Origin of the sequence: Levilactobacillus yonginensis, assembly GCF_964065165.1 — a bacterium.
Lineage (GTDB): Bacteria > Bacillota > Bacilli > Lactobacillales > Lactobacillaceae > Levilactobacillus > Levilactobacillus yonginensis_A.
In genome coordinates this window covers 393,262-412,062 of the sequence record NZ_OZ061549.1, presented here as the reverse complement: position 1 = coordinate 412,062, position 18,801 = coordinate 393,262, and the positions used below count along the sequence as shown (strand labels likewise).

Here is an 18,801-nt window from a genome sequence, read left to right as displayed (position 1 = left end):
TTTAATTTTTCCAGGTGAGAGTGATCTAGCTTTAATAACAAATTGGCCTTAGACCGATTAGAATGGCAATGCTTTCACCCTCCAACCAAAACGAAAGGAAGTTTTGTTATGTCAGATATGCGGGCCATTGGGTTCACCCAGAATTTACCAATCACGGACGAAAAAAGTTTTATTGAATTTTTTGAACCCAAGCCAACCCCCACTGGTCACGATATCCTAGTCAAAGTCATTGCGACGTCTGTCAATCCCGTAGACGCTGGTGTGCGCCGGGGAACCACAGAGCCTCTTGACCACCCCAAAGTCATCGGCTGGGACGCCTATGGCACTGTAGAAGCGGTTGGCTCGGCGGTCAGCCTCTTTGAACCCGGTGACCGGGTCTTTTACGCTGGCTCATTCAAACGGCCAGGAACGGACAGCGAGTACCACCTCGTGGACGAACGAATCGTTGGCCACGCGCCCAGACAATTGACCCCCGCAGAAATCGCGGCGGTGCCCCTAACTTCATTGACGGCTTGGGAGGCCCTCTTTGAACAAATGCATCTGAACTTCGATACCCCTCAGGCCAATGCCGGTAAAACTTTGCTGATCATCAATGGTGCTGGTGGGGTGGGCTCCATGGCCACCCAATTGGCTCATTTAGCCGGACTAACAGTCATTGCAACGGCCTCACGCCCCGAAACCATTGCCTGGACCAAGGCGCACGGTACAGATGCGGTCGTCAACCATCGCCAAGACTTAGTTCCGCAAGTTCATGCCCTAGGTTACCCAACCGTAGACTACATTTTGGAACTGAGTAATTTAAACCAGCACTGGTCAGAAATCGTGTCACTGATTCGGCCCAGTGGTACCATCGTCTCCATCACAGGGAAGACCGATAGTCCGCTTGACCTGCAAGCGTTGAAATCCAAACGAGCGACCTTCGCCTGGGAATGGATGTACACCAAGTCCTATTTCGAAACCCCGGACATGATCAGTCAACACCAAATTTTAGAGCGCGTTGCCCAACTGCTAGACGCCGGCACCTTAGTCTCGACCCTCAACCAAACATTCACCCCCATCAATCCGGCTAACATGCGGGCTGCTCACGCCCTGGTGGAAGCTAACCGAATGATTGGTAAAGTTGTCTTAACTAACGCGGATTAGTTCTGCATATATATCCGTAACCTGTTTATTAAAAATAGCAAAAATGACGACAAAAAAACCTCAGAGTCCGAAGACCTTGAGGATTTTTCGTTAATTTGCAAAAAGAGCTATTAGAAACGCTTCTTCTTGGCTTTACGCTTACGCGCAGCTTCTGATTTTAACTTTTTCTTCACACTTGGTTTTTCGTAAAATTCACGTTTACGGTATTCTTGTAAAGTACCGCTACGGGAAACCGTACGTTTGAAGCGCCGAAGAGCGTCGTCAAAAGACTCGTTTTTGCGAACGACTGTCTTTGCCATATAAAATTCCCTCCCTCCGAGCACAAGTAATAACGTCGGTTGGAATCTCTCCACCGGCGTAACGGTTCTTAACTATTATACATAAACAGCCAAACCGCGTCAATAACGCTGGCAATAAAATTTGAACCGATTTCGTAGACGGGTTAAACTAGAGGAAAATGTTTAGAGGAGTTGCTCGCCATGCCACAGATAAATATCTTCATCGTTTCCGATTCTTCAGGTGAAACGGCCCTGACCGTCGCACAAACTGCTATCTCCCAGTTTCCCACGATCAAAGCTAGCTATCAACGTTTCCCGTTCATTCAGACGGACTCGATTCTCGATGGTATCCTCAACCTCGCTAAGAAGCAGCGGGCCATGATTTTCCACACCCTGGTCAACGCCAAGCTCAGTAAGCGCGTCCGTGAATTCGCCGCCGCCAATCAATTACAGCAATTTGATTGTATTCAGCCAGCCATGGCCGTGATGCGTCAGGCCACCAATTTGGAACCTGAAGGCGTTCCCGGACTGGTCCATAACCTAAATGATACGTATTTCGACCGGATTGCTGCCATGGAGTTCGCCGTAACCTACGATGATGGTAAGGACCCCACTGGCCTACTCAAGGCTGACATCGTGATCCTCGGGGTCTCACGGACGTCTAAGACCCCACTCTCACTGTTCCTAGCCAATCGGAAATTACGGGTTGCAAACTTGCCGTTAGGCCCTACTACACAGCTTCCAGACGAACTGTGGCAGGTCGACCCCAAGCGGATCTTCGGCCTGACTAACAAGCCGGAATCGCTCAGAAAGATTCGTCAAGAACGCATGTTGTCTTACGGCCTCCCGGCAGACAGCGCCTACTCCGATACTAAGAAGATCAGCGAGGAATTGGATTACGCTCAGAAGATCTACAAAAAGATTGGGTGCCTAGTGATCGACGTCTCAAACAAGTCGATTGAAGAGACTGCCACGCTAATTATGGAGAGTGTGGACTACGATTTGATTCCCCATCCCTTAGCCGATTAACCAGTAAAAAAGGAAAAGTGCTTGTGACCGAAACTGATCACAAGCACTTTTCCTTTTTTGTTATCACTAATTAATTAGAATCGACGTATCCCCGATTTCACTCACTTCTCAGCTACTAAGATTCTCGTACTCAGCAACGCGTACATGCCATTGAGACCAGCATGTCGGACACTAACTTCCTTCACGCCAAGTTGTTTCAATTGATTCCGATATTCACCGACGTGTTCAATATCCAAAATAACCAGGTGACCGTTCGGCTTCAAAACCCGGTAGGCCTCAGCGATTGCTTGTTGGCGACTAGCCTTGGGCTTCACATTGTGGATTGAAAGACTCGCCACCACTGCATCAAAATAATTATCCTCGAAAGGCAGCTGGGTCATATCTCCGGTCACCAACTCACTGACGTCACTAACACCAATCTGGTCAATGTTCTGCTGCGTTTCCTCCATTGAGTTGCCTGATTGGTCGCCCCGCTTCCAAATATCTAAGCCAGTCACTTTCCCTGGGATGCTTAACTGCCCCGCAACTTCCAGTAAAAAGGCCCCATGGCCCGTCCCAAGATCCAACACCCGTTCGTGACCGTCAAGCTGCATTTCTGCAACTACGCGTTTGATAAGGTGGTATTTCCCCCACAGTGATGTATACAAATACATGCCCGCAAACAGGAACAGGGCACCTGGGAAAACGTAATTGGTCCACTCCCCAGAAGTAATTGCCATCACCATCCCCACGATACCAACTAGTAAAAACATGATTGGCACTAATGGTGCATCGACACCTTTTTTCATATTCAATTTCTCCCCCCATGATTTCTACTCCTACTAATCTGAATAAATAAGTTGAACGCTTATATCACCTGATTATTGCCGCATCAAAAATTCATCGACCGGCTTCGCAGCTAAAACGTCGGCCGCTAAATCCGGATTGAACCGTTGGGCCTTTAACATAGCAACCTCATAACCATGAGGATTGACCCCGTGCTTGCGATCTGGCCCAATTACGGGCGTCTCCATGATCTTCGGTACCGCCGTCAATTGGGGATGATGGGCCACACCATTCAAGACGTCAAACCCTAACGTTCCCAATCCGATGTTGGTGTGTCGGTCCTTGTGACTCCCCTGAGGATTCTTAGAATCGTTCAGGTGAATCACCTTGAGCTTGTCAACACCAATGACGTGGTCGAATTCATTAAGGACGCCGTCAAAATCTGTTGCGATAGCGTAGCCAGCGTCACTGGTATGACAGGTGTCAAAGCAGACTGACAGCCGATCATTGGCAGCAGTGGCGTCCATAATGGCAGCTAACTCCTCAAAGGTTCGGCCCACTTCAGTCCCCTTGCCCGCCATTGTTTCTAAGGCAATCTGGACTGGCTCCGTGGCCGCACCCAGAATTTCATCCAAGCCCTTCGCAATTTGGGCAATGGCTGCATCAGCTCCAGCACCCACGTGGGCGCCGGGATGTAAGACAATTTGAGTAGCACCGAGAGCCGCCGCCCGTTTGACTTCGGCCGTTAAAAATTCTACAGCAAAACCGTAATTTTGCGGTTTAGTCGTATTGCCTAAGTTGACCACGTAAGGCGCATGAACCACGACCGCACGTTGCTGATGATCCGCCATAAACGCCTTTCCAGCTTCAATGTTCAACTCCTCGATGGGTTTGCGCCGGGTATTCTGAGGTGCCCCGGTATAAACCATGAAGACATTCTCACCGAAGCTGGCTGCCTCTTGTGCCGACCCCAACAACATGTCTTTCCCCTTCATACTAACGTGTGACCCAATTAAAAATTCAGTCATTACTCTGCATCCCTTTCGTGAAGAATAACTTGTGCCACTCGCTGACTAGCTGTCCCGTCCTCCCACTCACAAAATTTGTGATAGAAGGCGGCTTGACGATCCGCAAAACCTGGAAACTCACCAGCCGTCGTCCAGTCATCTAATCGCCGATAAAAAGCGGTTGCCGTTGTCACCAAGGGGCCTGGAATTTCCTTTTCATAATCAAAGTAAAATCCGCGTAGTTGGTCACGATAGTGCTCCAAGTCATAGGCAAAAAACAACTCGGGCCGTTTTAAATTAGCGAAATCAAACATAACCGACGAGTAGTCCGTAATCAACAAATCTGAAATCAAATACAATTGGGCAATATCCGTATCCGCCAACACCGTGACGCGGTCCTCAAACCCATGAATATCGATGGCATCCTTTACCAGGTAATGGGGCCGAATAACCAAGTGAGTCCCCGTGGGAACGTGCTGGAAAAATTCACCCAAGTCAAATGGTAAATCAAATTGATAGACGCCTGGCCGAACTGCCATGTCATCACGCCAGGTTGGTGCGTAGGTGACCACTGGCCCAGTAACTGGCCCGAGGAGTGCTGCCTTTATCGCCGTGATTTGTTGGTCACTGGTCGCGTATAGCACGTCGTTACGGGGATAGCCGATTACCAAGGAGTGGTTGCGAAACCCAAAAGCCGATTTGAAAATATCTTGTGAATATCGATTAGGCGCAATGAGGTAATCCCACCGTTGCGCCGCCGTCACAAATTCTTGATGGTAAGCTGCTGTAGTGGTTCCAGGAATTGCGACGTGCTCGATGTCGGCGCCCAACTTTTTCAAGGGCGTTCCGTGCCAAGTCTGAATCGTCGTGGTCCGCCGGTTTTTATGCCACCAGTTGGGTAACCGTGAATTCAATACCCAGAATTCTGCCCGAGCCATCAGTGCGACCCAACCCGGTGTAAAGCGCTTGACCAACTTAATCTCAGGATACTTAGCGTGTAGGCTCGCATATTCACTGGGCTTCACACTAAAATACGCCGTCTGTGCGTACGCGGGATTTTCTCGCACCAGTTCACGATAAATTGCGGCCGGATTGTCATTGACGTCCTTCCCATTGAAACTTTCAAAGATGACTTGTTGCCGTTTGATTGGTAAACAAATAAGCCCATCGTTCAATACGATGAGCCCACAGCGAGCAACAAGCTTCAATGACCGAATGATACCTTGTAAACCTTTAGCCATTTGAGGTTGCTCCTTTCAATTAAATTAAGTCGACGAACCGTGATCGGAACTTGTAGTGCAAGTGTGACCCAATCAACAGCACGAAGAAAACGAAGGACCAAAATTCTAGCGTCAACATTGGATGTTGCCAGAACCAACCAGTCCCAATGAAGGATTCCCGGAACCCGTTAACAATGTAATAATACGGGTTTAATTCTAATAAGTGCACGAATGGTGCTGGGAAAGACGTGGTTACAAAGTTAAACAGCACACCGGATACGTAGAATAACATCCGCATTACTGATTGTAACAGGATGTGATAATCACGAACCAAGACACTGATACAAGAATTCAACACCCCTAACGCCACTAACAAACAAATCATGGCGAAGAAGTAGTAGATCCACTGTAACCAAGAAACTTGTGGGTAAACCCCGTTCAGTAACCCGATGAAGATGGAGAAGACCATCATTGTCCAGAAGGAACTCAGGTTGCTGACCACTTTAATCGTGGGCAACGCTGAGACTGGAAACTTCATCTTAGCAACCATGTTGACCCGTTGATAGATACTCTTAGAGGCATCCAACGTTGCCCGGTTCATGAAGAACCAGGGGGTAATCCCAATCACCATCCAAGGTAGGTATCCCACCCCGTTCAATGGTTGACCATGCTTCAACCCAACACCGAAGACTAACCAGTAAATCCCGATTTGAATCAGTGGGTATAAGTATTCCCAAGCTAAACCTAAGTAATGGCTTTGGTAACTTGCTTGATCCTCATAACGAGAAATCCGAAAGATAATCCCGATACTTGAAATCTGTTCTTTAAATAAGGTCATGACCTCTTTCAAGGCACTGCACTCCTTTAGTTTAATCGGATAATAGTGCCACGTAACGGTCAATCACCCGTTGTGTGGCAACACCGTCATTAGCACTATTCCAATGAAGATTAAATTCAGTTAAATCTGTTGGTTGATCCGCGCGAATCGCCGTGGCTAGTTGCTCGCAGGTCCGTAACTCGGGCCCCGGTAACCAATCCTGTAAATCCGCCTGCACCCCCGGATTACGCGTATACTCTTCCAAATCATATAGAAAAAATAACAGGCTGTGAGCATTTGGCAATAAACTGTAGTCAAACGCTACGGACGAATAATCCGTAACAAGCGTGTCCGCCACGGTCAATAGGTCCGTTGTACTCAGATGCTGAGCCACCACTACCTGATCGCCCAGTTCCTGCTGCAAAGCGGTTGCCTTAGCGCGCAAAGCCGGGTGTAATTTGACGACCACGCGTGAGTCCGGATCAGCGGCCAAAGCCGCGCCCAACCCCGTTGGTGGTGTGAACGTGACGCCCTCGCGGTACGTTGGGGCGTACAAGATTACTCGGTGGCCAGCTAATTCCGGTGCCAACCGGGCAACCCGTGCCCTGGTACGGGTGATCCAACCGGCGTCTTGCAATCGGTCAGACCGCGGATACCCAAGCTCCTGCATGCGTTCAGGGGCTACCCGATAACTCCGCGCAAACACCTCACCCATGGCAGCAGAGCCCACCACGAATTCATCAAATTGATCATAAACCGCCTGGAACCGTCGTTGATCACTCTTGGACCGTTCGGCGGTCGTGGGATCATCCCACCCAAACCGTTTGATGGCACCAGCGGCATGCCAGACCTGTACGATACGCATACCTTTGGGGTGCCTCAAGCCCCCCAAGAAGGCGTAGTAATTATCGCAAAACAGGACTCGTGCTCGCATGATCTGGGGAATTCCCTTCACGACAAATTGCAGGTTATCCCGCAACGGCCGCGTAACAATGCCTCCCGCTGCCAAGTTGGTCGCCGAGGCCTCGTGTTCTGGCCGATAATAGACTACCAACCGTTGTCCGGCGGGAAGTGCCGCCGCAAGTGCCTTAATGAACGGCAAATTATCCGTAAAGCTCATTAAGTAGACCACATCGGTTTGCCGACGGCCCGCACTCAGAAACGACATTAGCCGGATCAACCATAAATAAATCTCTTTCACGTTAATCACCAATATCACTTATTTTCGCTGCCCATAACACCGAGAATTATACCACATCTACCCTGTGAACCTAGGGATTTTTAAGAACCTTTAAGGATTCAACCCAAATTTCTTTGAAAATCTTGCCAGTTGCCAACCATAGTTACTGCCACCCCTTCTAAATTGGTCGCATTTCGGCGGCTAGGAATTCCGCCTGCTACAGAACGCTTCAGCCCAAAGACGGGCTTCTCACTCGATTTGAAGCCATGAAAAACCCGTATCTCCCAGGTTGCCCGTGCTATAAACCGGATGGAAATATGCGATTACACAACCTCCGTACCACTATCTTTGCTACGACCAGCTTGGCTAACCTTTAACAGTTCTCAACCTCCAGGTTTATTGTCAAAAAAAATCGACCAGTCTCCGTGAGGAAGACCAGTCGACTGGTGAATAAGCTCACCATTTTGGTTCGTAGAAATGTCCTAAAATCTTAACCGTGTCTGAAATGCTGACAAACGCCTTCGGATCCGCCTCAGTCATGGCAGCCTCCAGTTCATCCATTTCGTAGCGGGTAATGACCGTAAACAAAATGGTCTTTTCATCATGATGGTAGGCCCCCTCGGCCCCGTGGACAATGGTAATGCCCCGTCGAAGATGATTTTGAATACTATCAATTACCGTCTTCGGCCGGTCAGTAATGACCATGACCTGCATCCGTTGCTGACGTGTGAAGGTCATGTCGATTACCTTAGCATTGACGAACAGTCCTAGCGCAGAATATAGTGCGTAAGGCCAGCCATAAACAAAACCGGCACTCAACACAATTAAACTGTTGAATGCAATGTTAATGGTCCCCATACTACGACCAGTCTTGCGTCGTAGGACGATGCCGATGATATCCAAACCACCCGTAGAAATACTATTCTTTAGCGCAAAACCAGTTCCAAACCCGTTGACAGCTCCCCCAAAGATGGCACAAATAATAGGATCACTAGTCAAATGAATCGGTTGAATCACCCGAATCATGACCGAAGCAAAGAGCACACAAATAAACGTAAAAACCGTGAAGGACTTCCCAATTTGTTTCCATGCCAAGAAGAACATAGGAATATTAATCAGAAATAACCCTAACCCCGTATTAATGTGAAAGGTGCCTAATCCGGCGGTTAAAGTGTTAACCAGCTGTGCCAGTCCGGTAACCCCGGAAGAATAAATATGACCCGGTGTCCAAAAAAAGTTCACCGCAATGGAGACCAACACCCCATAGAAGAAGGCAACCGAAAACTTTGCCATATATGTGTGTCGTTTTAACAACTGCTGAACATCATCCATGATTTAAAAACAGACCTCACTTATTTTTGATGTCACGTCTTGCTAGACCAATTTCGGCCATCACACACACGAAACATTTTCCTTAGTAGACGCTTTGCTCGGCCTAGTATAGCATTTTATTAGCATCACGGCCACGGCAACTCGCAGGCTCTTAGTGACTTTTAATCTTTAGACCAAATGATGACCGAAGATTGAAACCCCCCGAGAACAATCTCATGACCAATTGGTAGCAATAAATGCTGCCCGGCCGCCAGCTTCTTCCTGTTCGAAGCGCTCCGGCTGCTTCCGGTAAAACTGCTGGTGTCGTTTCTCTGCCACAAAGAACGGTTGAACCACTTGAATTTTTGTCACGATGGGCTTGCTAAACTGTTCACGCGCCTGCAAAGCCGCCCGGGACTCCTGAGCCACCGCCAACTGGGCCGTACTGTTCACGAAGATCACTGGCCGATAGTTTGAGCCCCGGTCTTGGAACTGACCGCCATCGTCGGTCGGATCTGTTTGTTGCCAATATAAATCAACCAACTGCCGGTAGCTAACCACCGCGGGGTCAAACCAGATCTTAACCGCTTCAGTGTGTCCCGTATGTTGGGCCTTAACCTGCTCATAGGTCGGATCAGTTACCGTACCACCACTGTATCCGGACAAAACTTTTTTGATTCCGGGGAACGTGTCAAAGGGCCGGACCATGCACCAAAAACAGCCGCCCGCAAACGTTGCCGTTTCAATTTCATTCATCATAATCACTCCATTTTCTAATGATTCTATTAAACGGCTTTTTTCAAGTGCCGTCAAGACCCGAATGACGCTGTCAATTATGACAAATGCCATAAAAAAAGATTCATAACACCCTTAATTTCACAGAATTAAGGTCTGTTACGAATCTTCTTTTACCAACGTCGAACCGTGCTAAGACGTTTCGACCATGGCTATTTTAAAGAGCTAACTTATTCCTTCGTTTTTTCAGGGTCAGCAACTCTTAAGTAAAGTTCACTTAATTGTTCTTCACTAACTTCACTTGGTGCCTTAGTCATTGGTTCCGTTGCCTTAGAGTTCTTAGGGAACGCGATAACATCACGAATGTTTTCACGCTTAGCTAAGAGCCGGACAAAACGGTCCAACCCAATGGCGATACCACCATGAGGTGGGAAACCGTAATCCAGGGCATTTAGTAGGAACCCAAATTGCTTGTCAGCACGTTCTGGCGTGAAGCCTAAGGCTCTCAACATCTTCATTTGCAGTTCGTGTGAGTGGATCCGGATTGAACCCCCACCTAATTCCAAACCGTTCAAGATAATGTCGTAACTTTGAGCGTAGGCTTGAGTTGGGTCTTCGCCTTCGTCCAAGAAGTGTTCGTCACCAATTGCAGGTGCCGTGAATGGGTGATGGGCTGGAACCCAACGCTTAGCGTCAACATCGTATTCAAACAATGGCCAGTTAACAACCCACAAGAAGGCCCACTTGTTTTCATCAATCATACCTTGTTCCTTGGCAATTGCCTTACGCAAGTATCCAAGGGAAGCAGCAACGACCCGTTTGGAGTCAGCAACGAAGAGTAACAAGTCACCACTCTTGGCGCCAGTCTTTTCGTTGATTTGCTTGAACCAGTCGCCCTCGTTGAAGAACTTAGCGATTGGACCGCTGTAACCATCATCCGTAACCTTCATCCAAGCTAAGCCCTTAGCACCGAAACGTTCGATGTATTGTTCATACTTGTCGATTTCTTTACGGCTGTACTTGTCAGCACCACCAGGTACGGCGATTGCTTTAACTTGGCCATCGGCAGCAGCATCAGCAAAGACTTTGAATTCTGACTTGCCCATGATGTCGGTCAAGTCTTTCAGTTCCATACCAAACCGAACATCGGGTTGGTCGGTACCGAAGCGAGCCATGGAGTCGTCCCAGTCGAGACGTTCGAATGGTAACTTCACGTCAACGCCCAGAGCATCCTTCATAACCTTCTTGATCAAACCTTCGGTCATGTCTTGGATTTCTGCAGAAGTTAAGAATGACGTTTCCACGTCAATTTGCGTAAATTCTGGTTGACGGTCACCACGCAAGTCTTCGTCACGGAAGCAACGGGCGATTTGGTAGTAACGGTCAAAGCCGGAACCCATCAATAATTGCTTAAATAATTGTGGTGATTGAGGCAATGCGTAGAAGTGACCAGGGTAAATCCGTGAAGGAACTAAGTAGTCCCGAGCACCTTCAGGCGTTGACTTGGTCAGGTTAGGCGTTTCGATATCAATGAAGCCATTGTTGTCAAAGTAACTATGTACGGAATGAAGAATCCGACTACGTAGTCTAATAGCCTTTTGCATTTCTGGACGACGTAAGTCTAAGTAACGGTACTTCAACCGCACTTCGTCGGAAACGTTGATGCCATCTTGGATGTAGAATGGTGGCGTCTTGGCTTTGTTTAACAGGTTGATACCTGTAACCCGAACTTCGACTTTCCCGGTCTTCATGTCAGGATTGATTTCCTTGGCAGAACGGGCAACGACAGTCCCTTGGATTTCAATGACGTACTCACTCCGTAGTTGATCAGCTACAGCCAAAGCATCCTTGCCATATTCATCACTGAATACTAATTGGACAATTCCTTCACGGTCACGTAAATCAATAAAGATCAAGTTCCCGAGGTCACGACGCTTTTGTACCCAACCCTTCAATACAACTGTTTGGTCGAGATATTTTTCATCAACCAATCCAGCATAAGTGGTTCGTTTCAAGTTCTGTTCCATTGTAATCCCCTCTTACCTTTTTTATTTTGTCGCAAAATGGGTATTTACGACATCCTGAAAACTTGTATAAATGTCAGCTAATGGTACGCTAACCTCTTCACCCGTGGCCATTGATTTCAAGTTAGCCGTTTGGTCGGCTAATTCTTGATTCCCAATGGTCAGTGTGTAGGCTGCCGACAGGCGGTTAGCAGTTTTGAACTGTGCTTTAGGCTTTCGCGCCAGGTAGTCACGGTCGGCAGACAATCCTGCACGACGAATCGCTTGCACTAATTTAAGCGTTTCAAGCGACGTTTCATCACCAATCCCAACTACGTAAACGTCTAACGAATTCACATCAGGAATGGCGACTTTCTCTGCTTGCATCAGCAGAACCAATCGTTCAACTCCCAATCCAAACCCAACACCGGGCATCTCAGGTCCACCCAGTTCCTCGACCAGTCCGTTGTAACGACCACCGGCAAGGACAGTCGTGTAACCCTCACCCAATGCGGGCGAGTCTGCCATGATTTCGAAAATGGTGTGATTGTAGTAATCCAATCCCCGAACCATCGTGGCATCAACATCGTAGTCAATTCCCAAAGTGTCCAAGCTAGCTTTGACCCGGTCAAAGTGAGCCGTTGCTTCTGGCGTTAAGAAATCGAGGATTGAAGGGGCATCAGCAACGATCTCTTGATCATGCTGATCCTTACTATCAAGTACCCGCAATGGGTTCTTGTGTAACCGGACCTTCGAGTCTTCACTTAATTCGTCAAAATGCGGTTCAAGAAAGTCAATCAAGGCTTGCCGGTAAGCATCTCGGGATGCTTTGTCGCCGAGAGTGTTCAGAGCTAAACGTAAATGTGTCAACCCTAACTTCGACAACAGGTTCATGCCCAGGGCAATCACTTCAACGTCTAACTCCGGAGCATCGCTACCAAAAGCTTCGACTCCAATTTGATGGAATTGACGTTGCCGTCCTGATTGAGGACGCTCATACCGAAACATTGGTCCCATGTAGTAGACCTTGTAGGGTTTCGTGGTTTCAGGCCCGTACAATTTGTTTTCAACAAATGCCCGAACCACGCCGGCAGTTCCTTCTGGCCGTAAAGATAAATGCCGATCGCCTTTATCTTTAAAATCGTACATTTCCTTGGTCACGATGTCTGAAGTATCTCCAGACGTTCGTGAGAAGACTTCGAAGTTTTCGAACATTGGTGTTCGAATCTCAGCGAAGCGGTAGTTAGCAAACAACTGGCGCGCAGTAGCTTCGACGAACTGCCAAGTTTCTGAATCTCCTGGTAAAATGTCCGCCGTGCCCTTTGGTCGTTGGTAACGCATGAGCATTCTCCCTTTCTGCGCCTGTAGAAAATAAAAAGCGCCCCTGTCTTTTGACAAGGGCGCAAAAGTATGCACGGTACCACCTTTTATATTCTCTGCAGGATAACGTTGCAAACGAATGACGACTAGCGTCATTAGCCTCAAAAGTGTCTTCGGAATCACACCGTTAACCGTTCCCATCAACACGGTCTCTCTACAAACGTGATTTTTCCTACTAGTCTCTCTCACTGGCAAATATTTAATTCTCGTTAAGCATAATTAAAATCTCCTGAAAAGTCAACCCCCTTTCTCACAGAATCTGCAGGAGATGAAAGTAATCGTGGTATAATGAAACCTAATTTGAATAAGGAGACACAGTATGCACTTTAAACCTAAAAACTGGACGGGACTGATTACCAGTCTCGCCATTCTCTTAGTGGCTGGCGGTTTATTACTAGCCTTCACCCACCACAATTCTGTCACCGCGACCCTCACTAATCTTAATCTGCGGGACGGTCCGGGCCTGACCTATAAGGTGACCCACAAGGTCAAAAAAAATACCCGCTTAACAATTTTAGGCGAAAAGGATAATTGGTACCACGTTCGGGACAGTCAGAACCATTTCGGTTGGGTTGCCAGTTGGCTGGTCGATCATCCTGGCAGTCTTAAACGAGTTACTAATCTGTCTGAAGCAACGATTGTCCTTGATCCTGGCCACGGGGGCAGCGACTCGGGGGCGCTTTCCATTGATCAAAATCACGAGGAAAAGACCTATACCCTCCAATTAGCCAATCGCGTTGCCAAGAAGCTCCGCGCCCGGGGAACGCACGTCATCATGACACGGTCAACGGACAAGACGGTCAGCCTGGCTGATCGTCCAGCTTTGGCCAACACCGACGACGCGAGTGCCTTTATTAGTTTTCACTTTGACTCCGCCCCTTCAGACAATCTCGGGTCTGGTACAACCACTTACTACTACCATCGGAACTCATCCTATGAATTAGCAACAGATGTAAACAGCGAGATGAACGATCTACCTCTCAGCAATCGGGGCGTAAAGTACGGCAACTTTGAAGTTATCCGTGATAATAGCCGGCCAGCCCTGCTGTTAGAAATGGGGTATATCAACACCAAGAAAGATTTCAACAATATCAGTAGTGCCCAGTATCAAGAACAGGTAGCCGACCGCGTTGTCGCTGGACTCAGTAAATACTTCTCATCAGCCGGCTAACTGGCTTCGTATTAAATTATTCAGAAAGAAGGAGTTTTCGTGACGCTTGCACAGAATTGGCTCACTCAACTACCGCTACCCCAACCGTTGACAGCCACCCCCGTCAGTGGCGGCGACATTAACGAGGCCTTTCAGCTCGATTCACCGGAGGGACCTTACTTTTTACTGGTTCAGCCGCAGACGCCAGCCTCTTTTTACGCCCACGAGGTCGCTGGATTGCGTGCTCTAAGCCAGGCAGCCAACGTTCCCGACGTCATTGCCACTGGTGTCATCAACGGTGATGCCTACCTGATTTTAGAATTTTTAACAACTGGTCACGGGAGTCAATACGCCCTGGGACAAATGGTTGCCCGCGTTCATCACGTAACTGCTAAGCAGTTTGGCTTTGATCAGGACAATTTGGTGGCCAAGTTACCGAAAAACAATCACTGGGAACCAGATTGGTCGACATTCTACCTCAACCAACGCCTTGATCCGCTGGTCGAACGGGCCAAGCAACATCAGCTTTGGAATCCGCAGCGGCAGACTGCCTACGAACGTGTTCGTCAAAACATCATCACCGAGAACCAGGACCGAAAGATTGTCCCTTCGCTCCTTCACGGTGATTTATGGTCCGGCAACTACCTATTCACGGCTGACGGGACGCCGACCTTAATCGATCCCGATGTCCTTTACGGAGACCGCGAGTTTGACTTGGCAATGACCACGATTTTTGGTGGCTTCTCGGCAGACTTTTACCGTGGCTACCAGGAACTCTACCCATTGGCTGAGGGCTATGCCGAACGATTGCCCCACTACCAATTGTATTATCTGTTGGCTCACCTTAATCTGTTTGGTGAGACTTACGGTGGTGCCGTTAATGAAATCTTAGCTCGCGGGTAATTATTCCGCTCCTGACCTTCATAGTGTGGTCCTTCGGCTGCCGGTTGCCAGATATGGGCTAGAACGGTGCGGACACGCCTGAGACCATATCTGACCACCTCTCGGCTTATACAGTATTCAACCAATCCATTATCAATTAATCCCGTAAATGGGGTGTATAACAACTTAATCGTTGATCGTGCCAAAGCACAACCGTAACTGGCCGCATCCCTGATTTTTGAAAGGCAATCAATTTACGTTAATTTACCAGTACCAAGACTGGTTAATAAAAAGTCCTCACAAGCCGCTTTTAATAGCTGTTCGTGAGGACTTTTTCTATACCAATAACCAAGCTTGAAGTTCGGCCAATGCCGCTGTCCGAAACTCCGGCTGGCTATCCGCCACGATTAAATGGTCTAGGTCAAACAAGGCGCCAGCCATGCCAGCTCGATGCCCTGCCGTGACGTCTAGGGTGCGATCACCCACCATTAACGCCGATTGTGGATCAACGTCAAATTGGCGACACAACGCCTGTAGGCTGGTTGGATCTGGCTTACGCGGATAATTATCAGAAGCCGTCACGAAGCCCGTAAAATACCGCTTTAGGTTTAATTCATCCAATCGGTCTAAAGCCTGGGCATCCCGGTGAGTGAGCAGAAAGTTGCGCCCACCAGCTGCAACCACGCCAGCCAAAACATTGACAGCCCCTTTGAACGGGTGCGCAGACGAAAGCTTTGGCGCCACTTCACGCTGATAAATTTTAGCCAAGCGGTCCTGATCTAACTGATACTCCGCGGAGAACCGTTGCAGAGCTGTCCCTAAACTATGTTGCCGCATGGTTCGATAGACATCGTCGTCATCAATTTCAAAATCATTGACCCGACTGGCAACTAGGGCCTGATGAAAGGCCGCCACCATCCCCGGATATGTGTCGACCAACGTGCCATCAAAATCCCAAAATATTTGTTGATACCGCAAACTAAGTTCCTCCTCGGGTTATTAAAATTCTTACACTGCAAATGATATCTTCCAGAGGCTCAAAACGACAACTTTTTAATTATCGACTCGTGACCTTTGCAGCTTCAAGTTGGACCCACACCGTTCCAGCTCATGCCTGTGAGTTGTAGCCTACAAAAAGGGGTGAGATCAACATCTCGCCCCCTGGTATTTATCCGTTAGCTTGACAATGAACAACCTAAGGCCGATCCGTATCGAACCAAATCGTGACGGGGCCATCATTGATTAAAGACACTTGCATATCCGCACCAAAGACTCCCGTTTCAACGGTCAAACCGGTTGCCGCCAATTTTTGATTGAATTCCTCATACATTTGATTGGCATGCTTCGGGTCACCTGCCGCCACGAAGCTCGGCCGGTTACCCTTCTTGGTATTTGCATACAGTGTGAACTGGGAGACAGAGAGCACACTGCCCCCCACGTCTGAAATACTCAAGTTCATCTTCCCAGCATCGTCTTCAAAAACCCGCAATTTACTAATTTTGTGTACTAAGTAATCTACTTGTTCACTCGTATCGCTGTCTTCAGCCCCCACTAACAATAAGAAACCTTGTTGAATGGCCCCGTGGACGTCACCATCAATGGCAACTTGAGCTTCACTGACCCGCTGTAATAGAATTCGCATCGTCAACCGTCCTTCTAGTGGAACGCCCGCTTAACCACGTAAACGTCCGCAATGTTCTTAATATTATCCAAAATCCGTTGCAATTCCAGGGTGCTCCGCGTACCCACACTCACAGAGATGGTCGCCATCTTATTGTGGTCAACTTTCCCGTTGATGGAAGTGAGATACTTCGTATTGTTGTTGATTGTCCTTAAGACATCATTCAACAACCCGTTACGGTTATAGCCCTGTACTTCGATATCGGCATTGTAATTGGTCTTATCGCCGGCCATATTTCCCCAGCGAACCGCCACGATCCGCTCACCATTTTCCTCAGCGTTCTTCACGTTCGGGCAATCCTTCCGGTGAACGGAGACTCCCCGGCCCTTGGTAATGTAACCCACAATGTCATCCCCAGGGACGGGCGAACAACAATGACTCAGCCGAATCAGCAAGTTATCAACACCCTCAATGACCACGCCATCGGAGTCCTTATCCTTGTCCTTACGAACTTTTTTATCCGTGTCAGCGTCATTTTTGAGCGTCTGGTGTTCTTCCAGTAATTCCTTTTCTTCCTGACGCCGCCGCTTATCCTCTTCAGCCTGACGCACGCCATCGGTCAACCGATTGGCGACCCCTCGTGGTTGAATGTCACCAAAACCAACGGCAGCCAGTAAATCATCGCCATGTTGGTAATGGAGCTTAGCAGTGACTTTATCCATATTCTCTTTGGTCATTAACTGCTTCGGATCATAGCCCAATTCACGAATCGTACGCTCAATCGTTTCTTGACCTGCCACAATATTCTGTTCCCGGTCAGTCTGCCGGAAGAATTGCTTAATTTTATTACGGGCACGCCGCGTGGAAACCAATTTCATCCAGTCACGACTTGGTCCAGCTGAACTAGAGGACGTCCGAATATCCACAATGTCTCCATTCTTGATTTCGTAATTCAACGGCACAATCTTGCCATTGATAGTCGCCCCCGTGGTGTGGTGACCGACCTCGGTGTGAATTGCGTAGGCCATATCAAGTGGCCCGGCACCTTTAGGCAATTCCAAGACGTCGCCCTTCGGCGTGAAGGCGTAAACATGATCGCCAAAGAGTTCACCTTTAACACTGTCCATAAAGTCGGACGCGTCATCGGTATCCTCCTGCAATTCAATAATGTGCTTAAACAGATTCAGTTTGTCACCAGAATTGGTCTCCTGAACTTTGTCCTTGACACCTTCCTTATAGGCCCAGTGCGCAGCAACCCCATATTCAGCGACCGCGTGCATTTCCTTAGTTCGAATCTGAACTTCGAGCGGCTTGCCTTCTGGACCAATCACCGTGGTATGCAGAGACTGGTACATGTTAGCCTTAGGCATCGCAATGTAATCCTTGAACCGACCAGGCATTGGCTTCCACTGTGAGTGAATTGCTCCCAACACGGCATAACAATCCTTAATAGTATCGACAATGACCCGGATAGCCAGGAGATCGTAGATTTGACTAAACTGTTTATGTTGATCTTTCATTTTCCGGTAAACAGAGTAAATATGTTTAGGCCGACCGTAAATGTCAGGGGTAATCTTCAAATCACTAATTGATTCCTGAATGACTTTGATGGCTGCTGCAATGTATTCTTCCCGTTGGTCACGCCGTGAATTCATCAGGTGAACGATGCGGTAGTACTGCTGTGGATTTAGGTACCGCAGTGAGATATCTTCCAGTTCCCACTTGATCGTGCTAATCCCTAAACGATCAGCCAGTGGTGCATAAATTTCCAAAGTTTCGTTAGCGATTCGCCGTTGCTTGTCGGGCCGCAAATGCTCTAGAGTCCGCATGTTGTGCAGGCGGTCGGCCAGCTTCACAATCATGACGCGAATATCCTTGGACATTGCCAGCAGTAGTTTACGGTGATTTTCAGCCAGTTGCTCTCTGTTCGACTTGTACTTAATTTTACCAAGCTTGGTGACGCCATCAACGATCAAAGCCACGTCGTCGCCAAAAAGTTCTCGAACATCACTCAGAGTGGCACCAGTATCCTCAACAATATCGTGGAGAAAACCGGCGGAAACCGTTTCTGGGTCCATGTTTAAGTCTGCCAGAATCCCTGCAACCTGAATCGGATGCATAATATAGGGTTCACCAGATTGGCGGTGTTGATCCTTGTGAGCAATCGTCGCAAATTGGCAGGCCTGCACCACCATTTTAACGTGCTCTGCATTCATATATTCATTGACTCTGGCAATTACTTCATCAGCCGTCCAGACACGTTCTTTGGTCATTGGACGC

The 18,801-nt window shown here is 48.2% G+C and carries 17 protein-coding genes; 4 read left to right on the top strand and 13 right to left on the bottom strand.

Annotated features, from left to right (window positions below; translation table 11 throughout):
* Positions 1–108: 108 nt before the first annotated feature.
* Positions 109–1,143 (top strand): zinc-binding alcohol dehydrogenase family protein, encoded by a 1,035-nt coding sequence (locus AB3Y94_RS02055; protein ID WP_367294905.1) that lies wholly within the window; start codon positions 109–111, stop codon positions 1,141–1,143.
* A gap of 110 nt (positions 1,144–1,253) precedes the next feature.
* Here the strand turns inward: AB3Y94_RS02055 and rpsU are convergent, their stop codons facing one another.
* Entirely contained in the window at positions 1,254–1,442 is a 189-nt protein-coding gene (gene rpsU, locus AB3Y94_RS02050; protein WP_011667518.1) for a 30S ribosomal protein S21, read from the bottom strand.
* 180 nt (positions 1,443–1,622) lie between these two features.
* On the opposite strand from rpsU, the gene AB3Y94_RS02045 reads away from it, so the two are divergent.
* The gene (locus AB3Y94_RS02045; RefSeq protein ID WP_367294904.1) at positions 1,623–2,450 is read left to right on the top strand and encodes a pyruvate, water dikinase regulatory protein; all 828 of its coding nucleotides are present in this window, start codon (positions 1,623–1,625) and stop codon (positions 2,448–2,450) included.
* Between the two features lie 101 nt (positions 2,451–2,551).
* Here AB3Y94_RS02045 and AB3Y94_RS02040 read toward each other — a convergent pair whose 3' ends face one another.
* The 9 genes from AB3Y94_RS02040 to hisS form a co-directional block, all read right to left on the bottom strand.
* The gene (locus AB3Y94_RS02040) at positions 2,552–3,238 is read right to left on the bottom strand and encodes a class I SAM-dependent methyltransferase (protein ID WP_367294903.1); all 687 of its coding nucleotides are present in this window, start codon (positions 3,236–3,238) and stop codon (positions 2,552–2,554) included.
* 72 nt (positions 3,239–3,310) lie between these two features.
* On the bottom strand, positions 3,311–4,243 hold the full coding sequence (locus AB3Y94_RS02035; RefSeq protein ID WP_367294902.1) for a deoxyribonuclease IV: 933 nt from the start codon (positions 4,241–4,243) through the stop codon (positions 3,311–3,313).
* The gene (locus tag AB3Y94_RS02030; RefSeq protein ID WP_367294901.1) at positions 4,243–5,463 is read right to left on the bottom strand and encodes a CDP-glycerol glycerophosphotransferase family protein; all 1,221 of its coding nucleotides are present in this window, start codon (positions 5,461–5,463) and stop codon (positions 4,243–4,245) included. Before AB3Y94_RS02030 ends, AB3Y94_RS02035 begins: the two co-directional genes overlap by 1 nt.
* 19 nt (positions 5,464–5,482) lie before the next feature.
* Positions 5,483–6,292 carry an ABC transporter permease gene (locus AB3Y94_RS02025; RefSeq protein WP_125681186.1) on the bottom strand — a complete coding sequence of 270 codons (810 nt, stop codon included), beginning with the start codon at positions 6,290–6,292 and terminating at the stop codon, positions 5,483–5,485.
* Between the two features lie 19 nt (positions 6,293–6,311).
* On the bottom strand, positions 6,312–7,469 hold the full coding sequence (locus AB3Y94_RS02020) for a CDP-glycerol glycerophosphotransferase family protein (protein WP_367294900.1): 1,158 nt from the start codon (positions 7,467–7,469) through the stop codon (positions 6,312–6,314).
* 426 nt (positions 7,470–7,895) lie between these two features.
* Complete coding sequence (locus AB3Y94_RS02015; RefSeq protein ID WP_367294899.1) at positions 7,896–8,771, bottom strand: YitT family protein; 876 nt, start codon at positions 8,769–8,771, stop codon at positions 7,896–7,898.
* A 213-nt stretch (positions 8,772–8,984) separates the two neighbouring features.
* Positions 8,985–9,506: a peptide-methionine (S)-S-oxide reductase MsrA gene (gene msrA, locus AB3Y94_RS02010; protein WP_367294898.1), complete on the bottom strand. Its 522-nt coding sequence runs from the start codon at positions 9,504–9,506 to the stop codon at positions 8,985–8,987.
* 209 nt (positions 9,507–9,715) lie between these two features.
* Positions 9,716–11,500 (bottom strand): aspartate--tRNA ligase, encoded by a 1,785-nt coding sequence (aspS, locus tag AB3Y94_RS02005; RefSeq protein ID WP_367296466.1) that lies wholly within the window; start codon positions 11,498–11,500, stop codon positions 9,716–9,718.
* A 33-nt stretch (positions 11,501–11,533) separates the two neighbouring features.
* Positions 11,534–12,829, bottom strand: coding sequence for a histidine--tRNA ligase (hisS, locus tag AB3Y94_RS02000; protein WP_367294897.1), 1,296 nt, complete (start codon positions 12,827–12,829; stop codon positions 11,534–11,536).
* Between the two features lie 358 nt (positions 12,830–13,187).
* Here hisS and AB3Y94_RS01995 point away from each other — a divergent pair, with 358 nt between their 5' ends.
* On the top strand, positions 13,188–14,039 hold the full coding sequence (locus AB3Y94_RS01995) for an N-acetylmuramoyl-L-alanine amidase (RefSeq protein ID WP_367294896.1): 852 nt from the start codon (positions 13,188–13,190) through the stop codon (positions 14,037–14,039).
* 39 nt (positions 14,040–14,078) lie between these two features.
* Complete coding sequence (locus tag AB3Y94_RS01990; protein WP_367294895.1) at positions 14,079–14,921, top strand: fructosamine kinase family protein; 843 nt, start codon at positions 14,079–14,081, stop codon at positions 14,919–14,921.
* Between the two features lie 315 nt (positions 14,922–15,236).
* On the opposite strand, the gene AB3Y94_RS01985 is transcribed toward AB3Y94_RS01990, so the two are convergent.
* The 3 genes from AB3Y94_RS01985 to AB3Y94_RS01975 all read right to left on the bottom strand — a co-directional run bounded on the left by AB3Y94_RS01985 (position 15,237) and on the right by AB3Y94_RS01975 (position 18,794).
* Complete coding sequence (locus AB3Y94_RS01985; RefSeq protein ID WP_367294894.1) at positions 15,237–15,878, bottom strand: HAD-IA family hydrolase; 642 nt, start codon at positions 15,876–15,878, stop codon at positions 15,237–15,239.
* 217 nt (positions 15,879–16,095) lie between these two features.
* The gene (gene dtd, locus AB3Y94_RS01980) at positions 16,096–16,542 is read right to left on the bottom strand and encodes a D-aminoacyl-tRNA deacylase (protein WP_367294893.1); all 447 of its coding nucleotides are present in this window, start codon (positions 16,540–16,542) and stop codon (positions 16,096–16,098) included.
* Between the two features lie 14 nt (positions 16,543–16,556).
* The gene (locus tag AB3Y94_RS01975; RefSeq protein WP_367294892.1) at positions 16,557–18,794 is read right to left on the bottom strand and encodes a bifunctional (p)ppGpp synthetase/guanosine-3',5'-bis(diphosphate) 3'-pyrophosphohydrolase; all 2,238 of its coding nucleotides are present in this window, start codon (positions 18,792–18,794) and stop codon (positions 16,557–16,559) included.
* Positions 18,795–18,801: the final 7 nt, after the last annotated feature.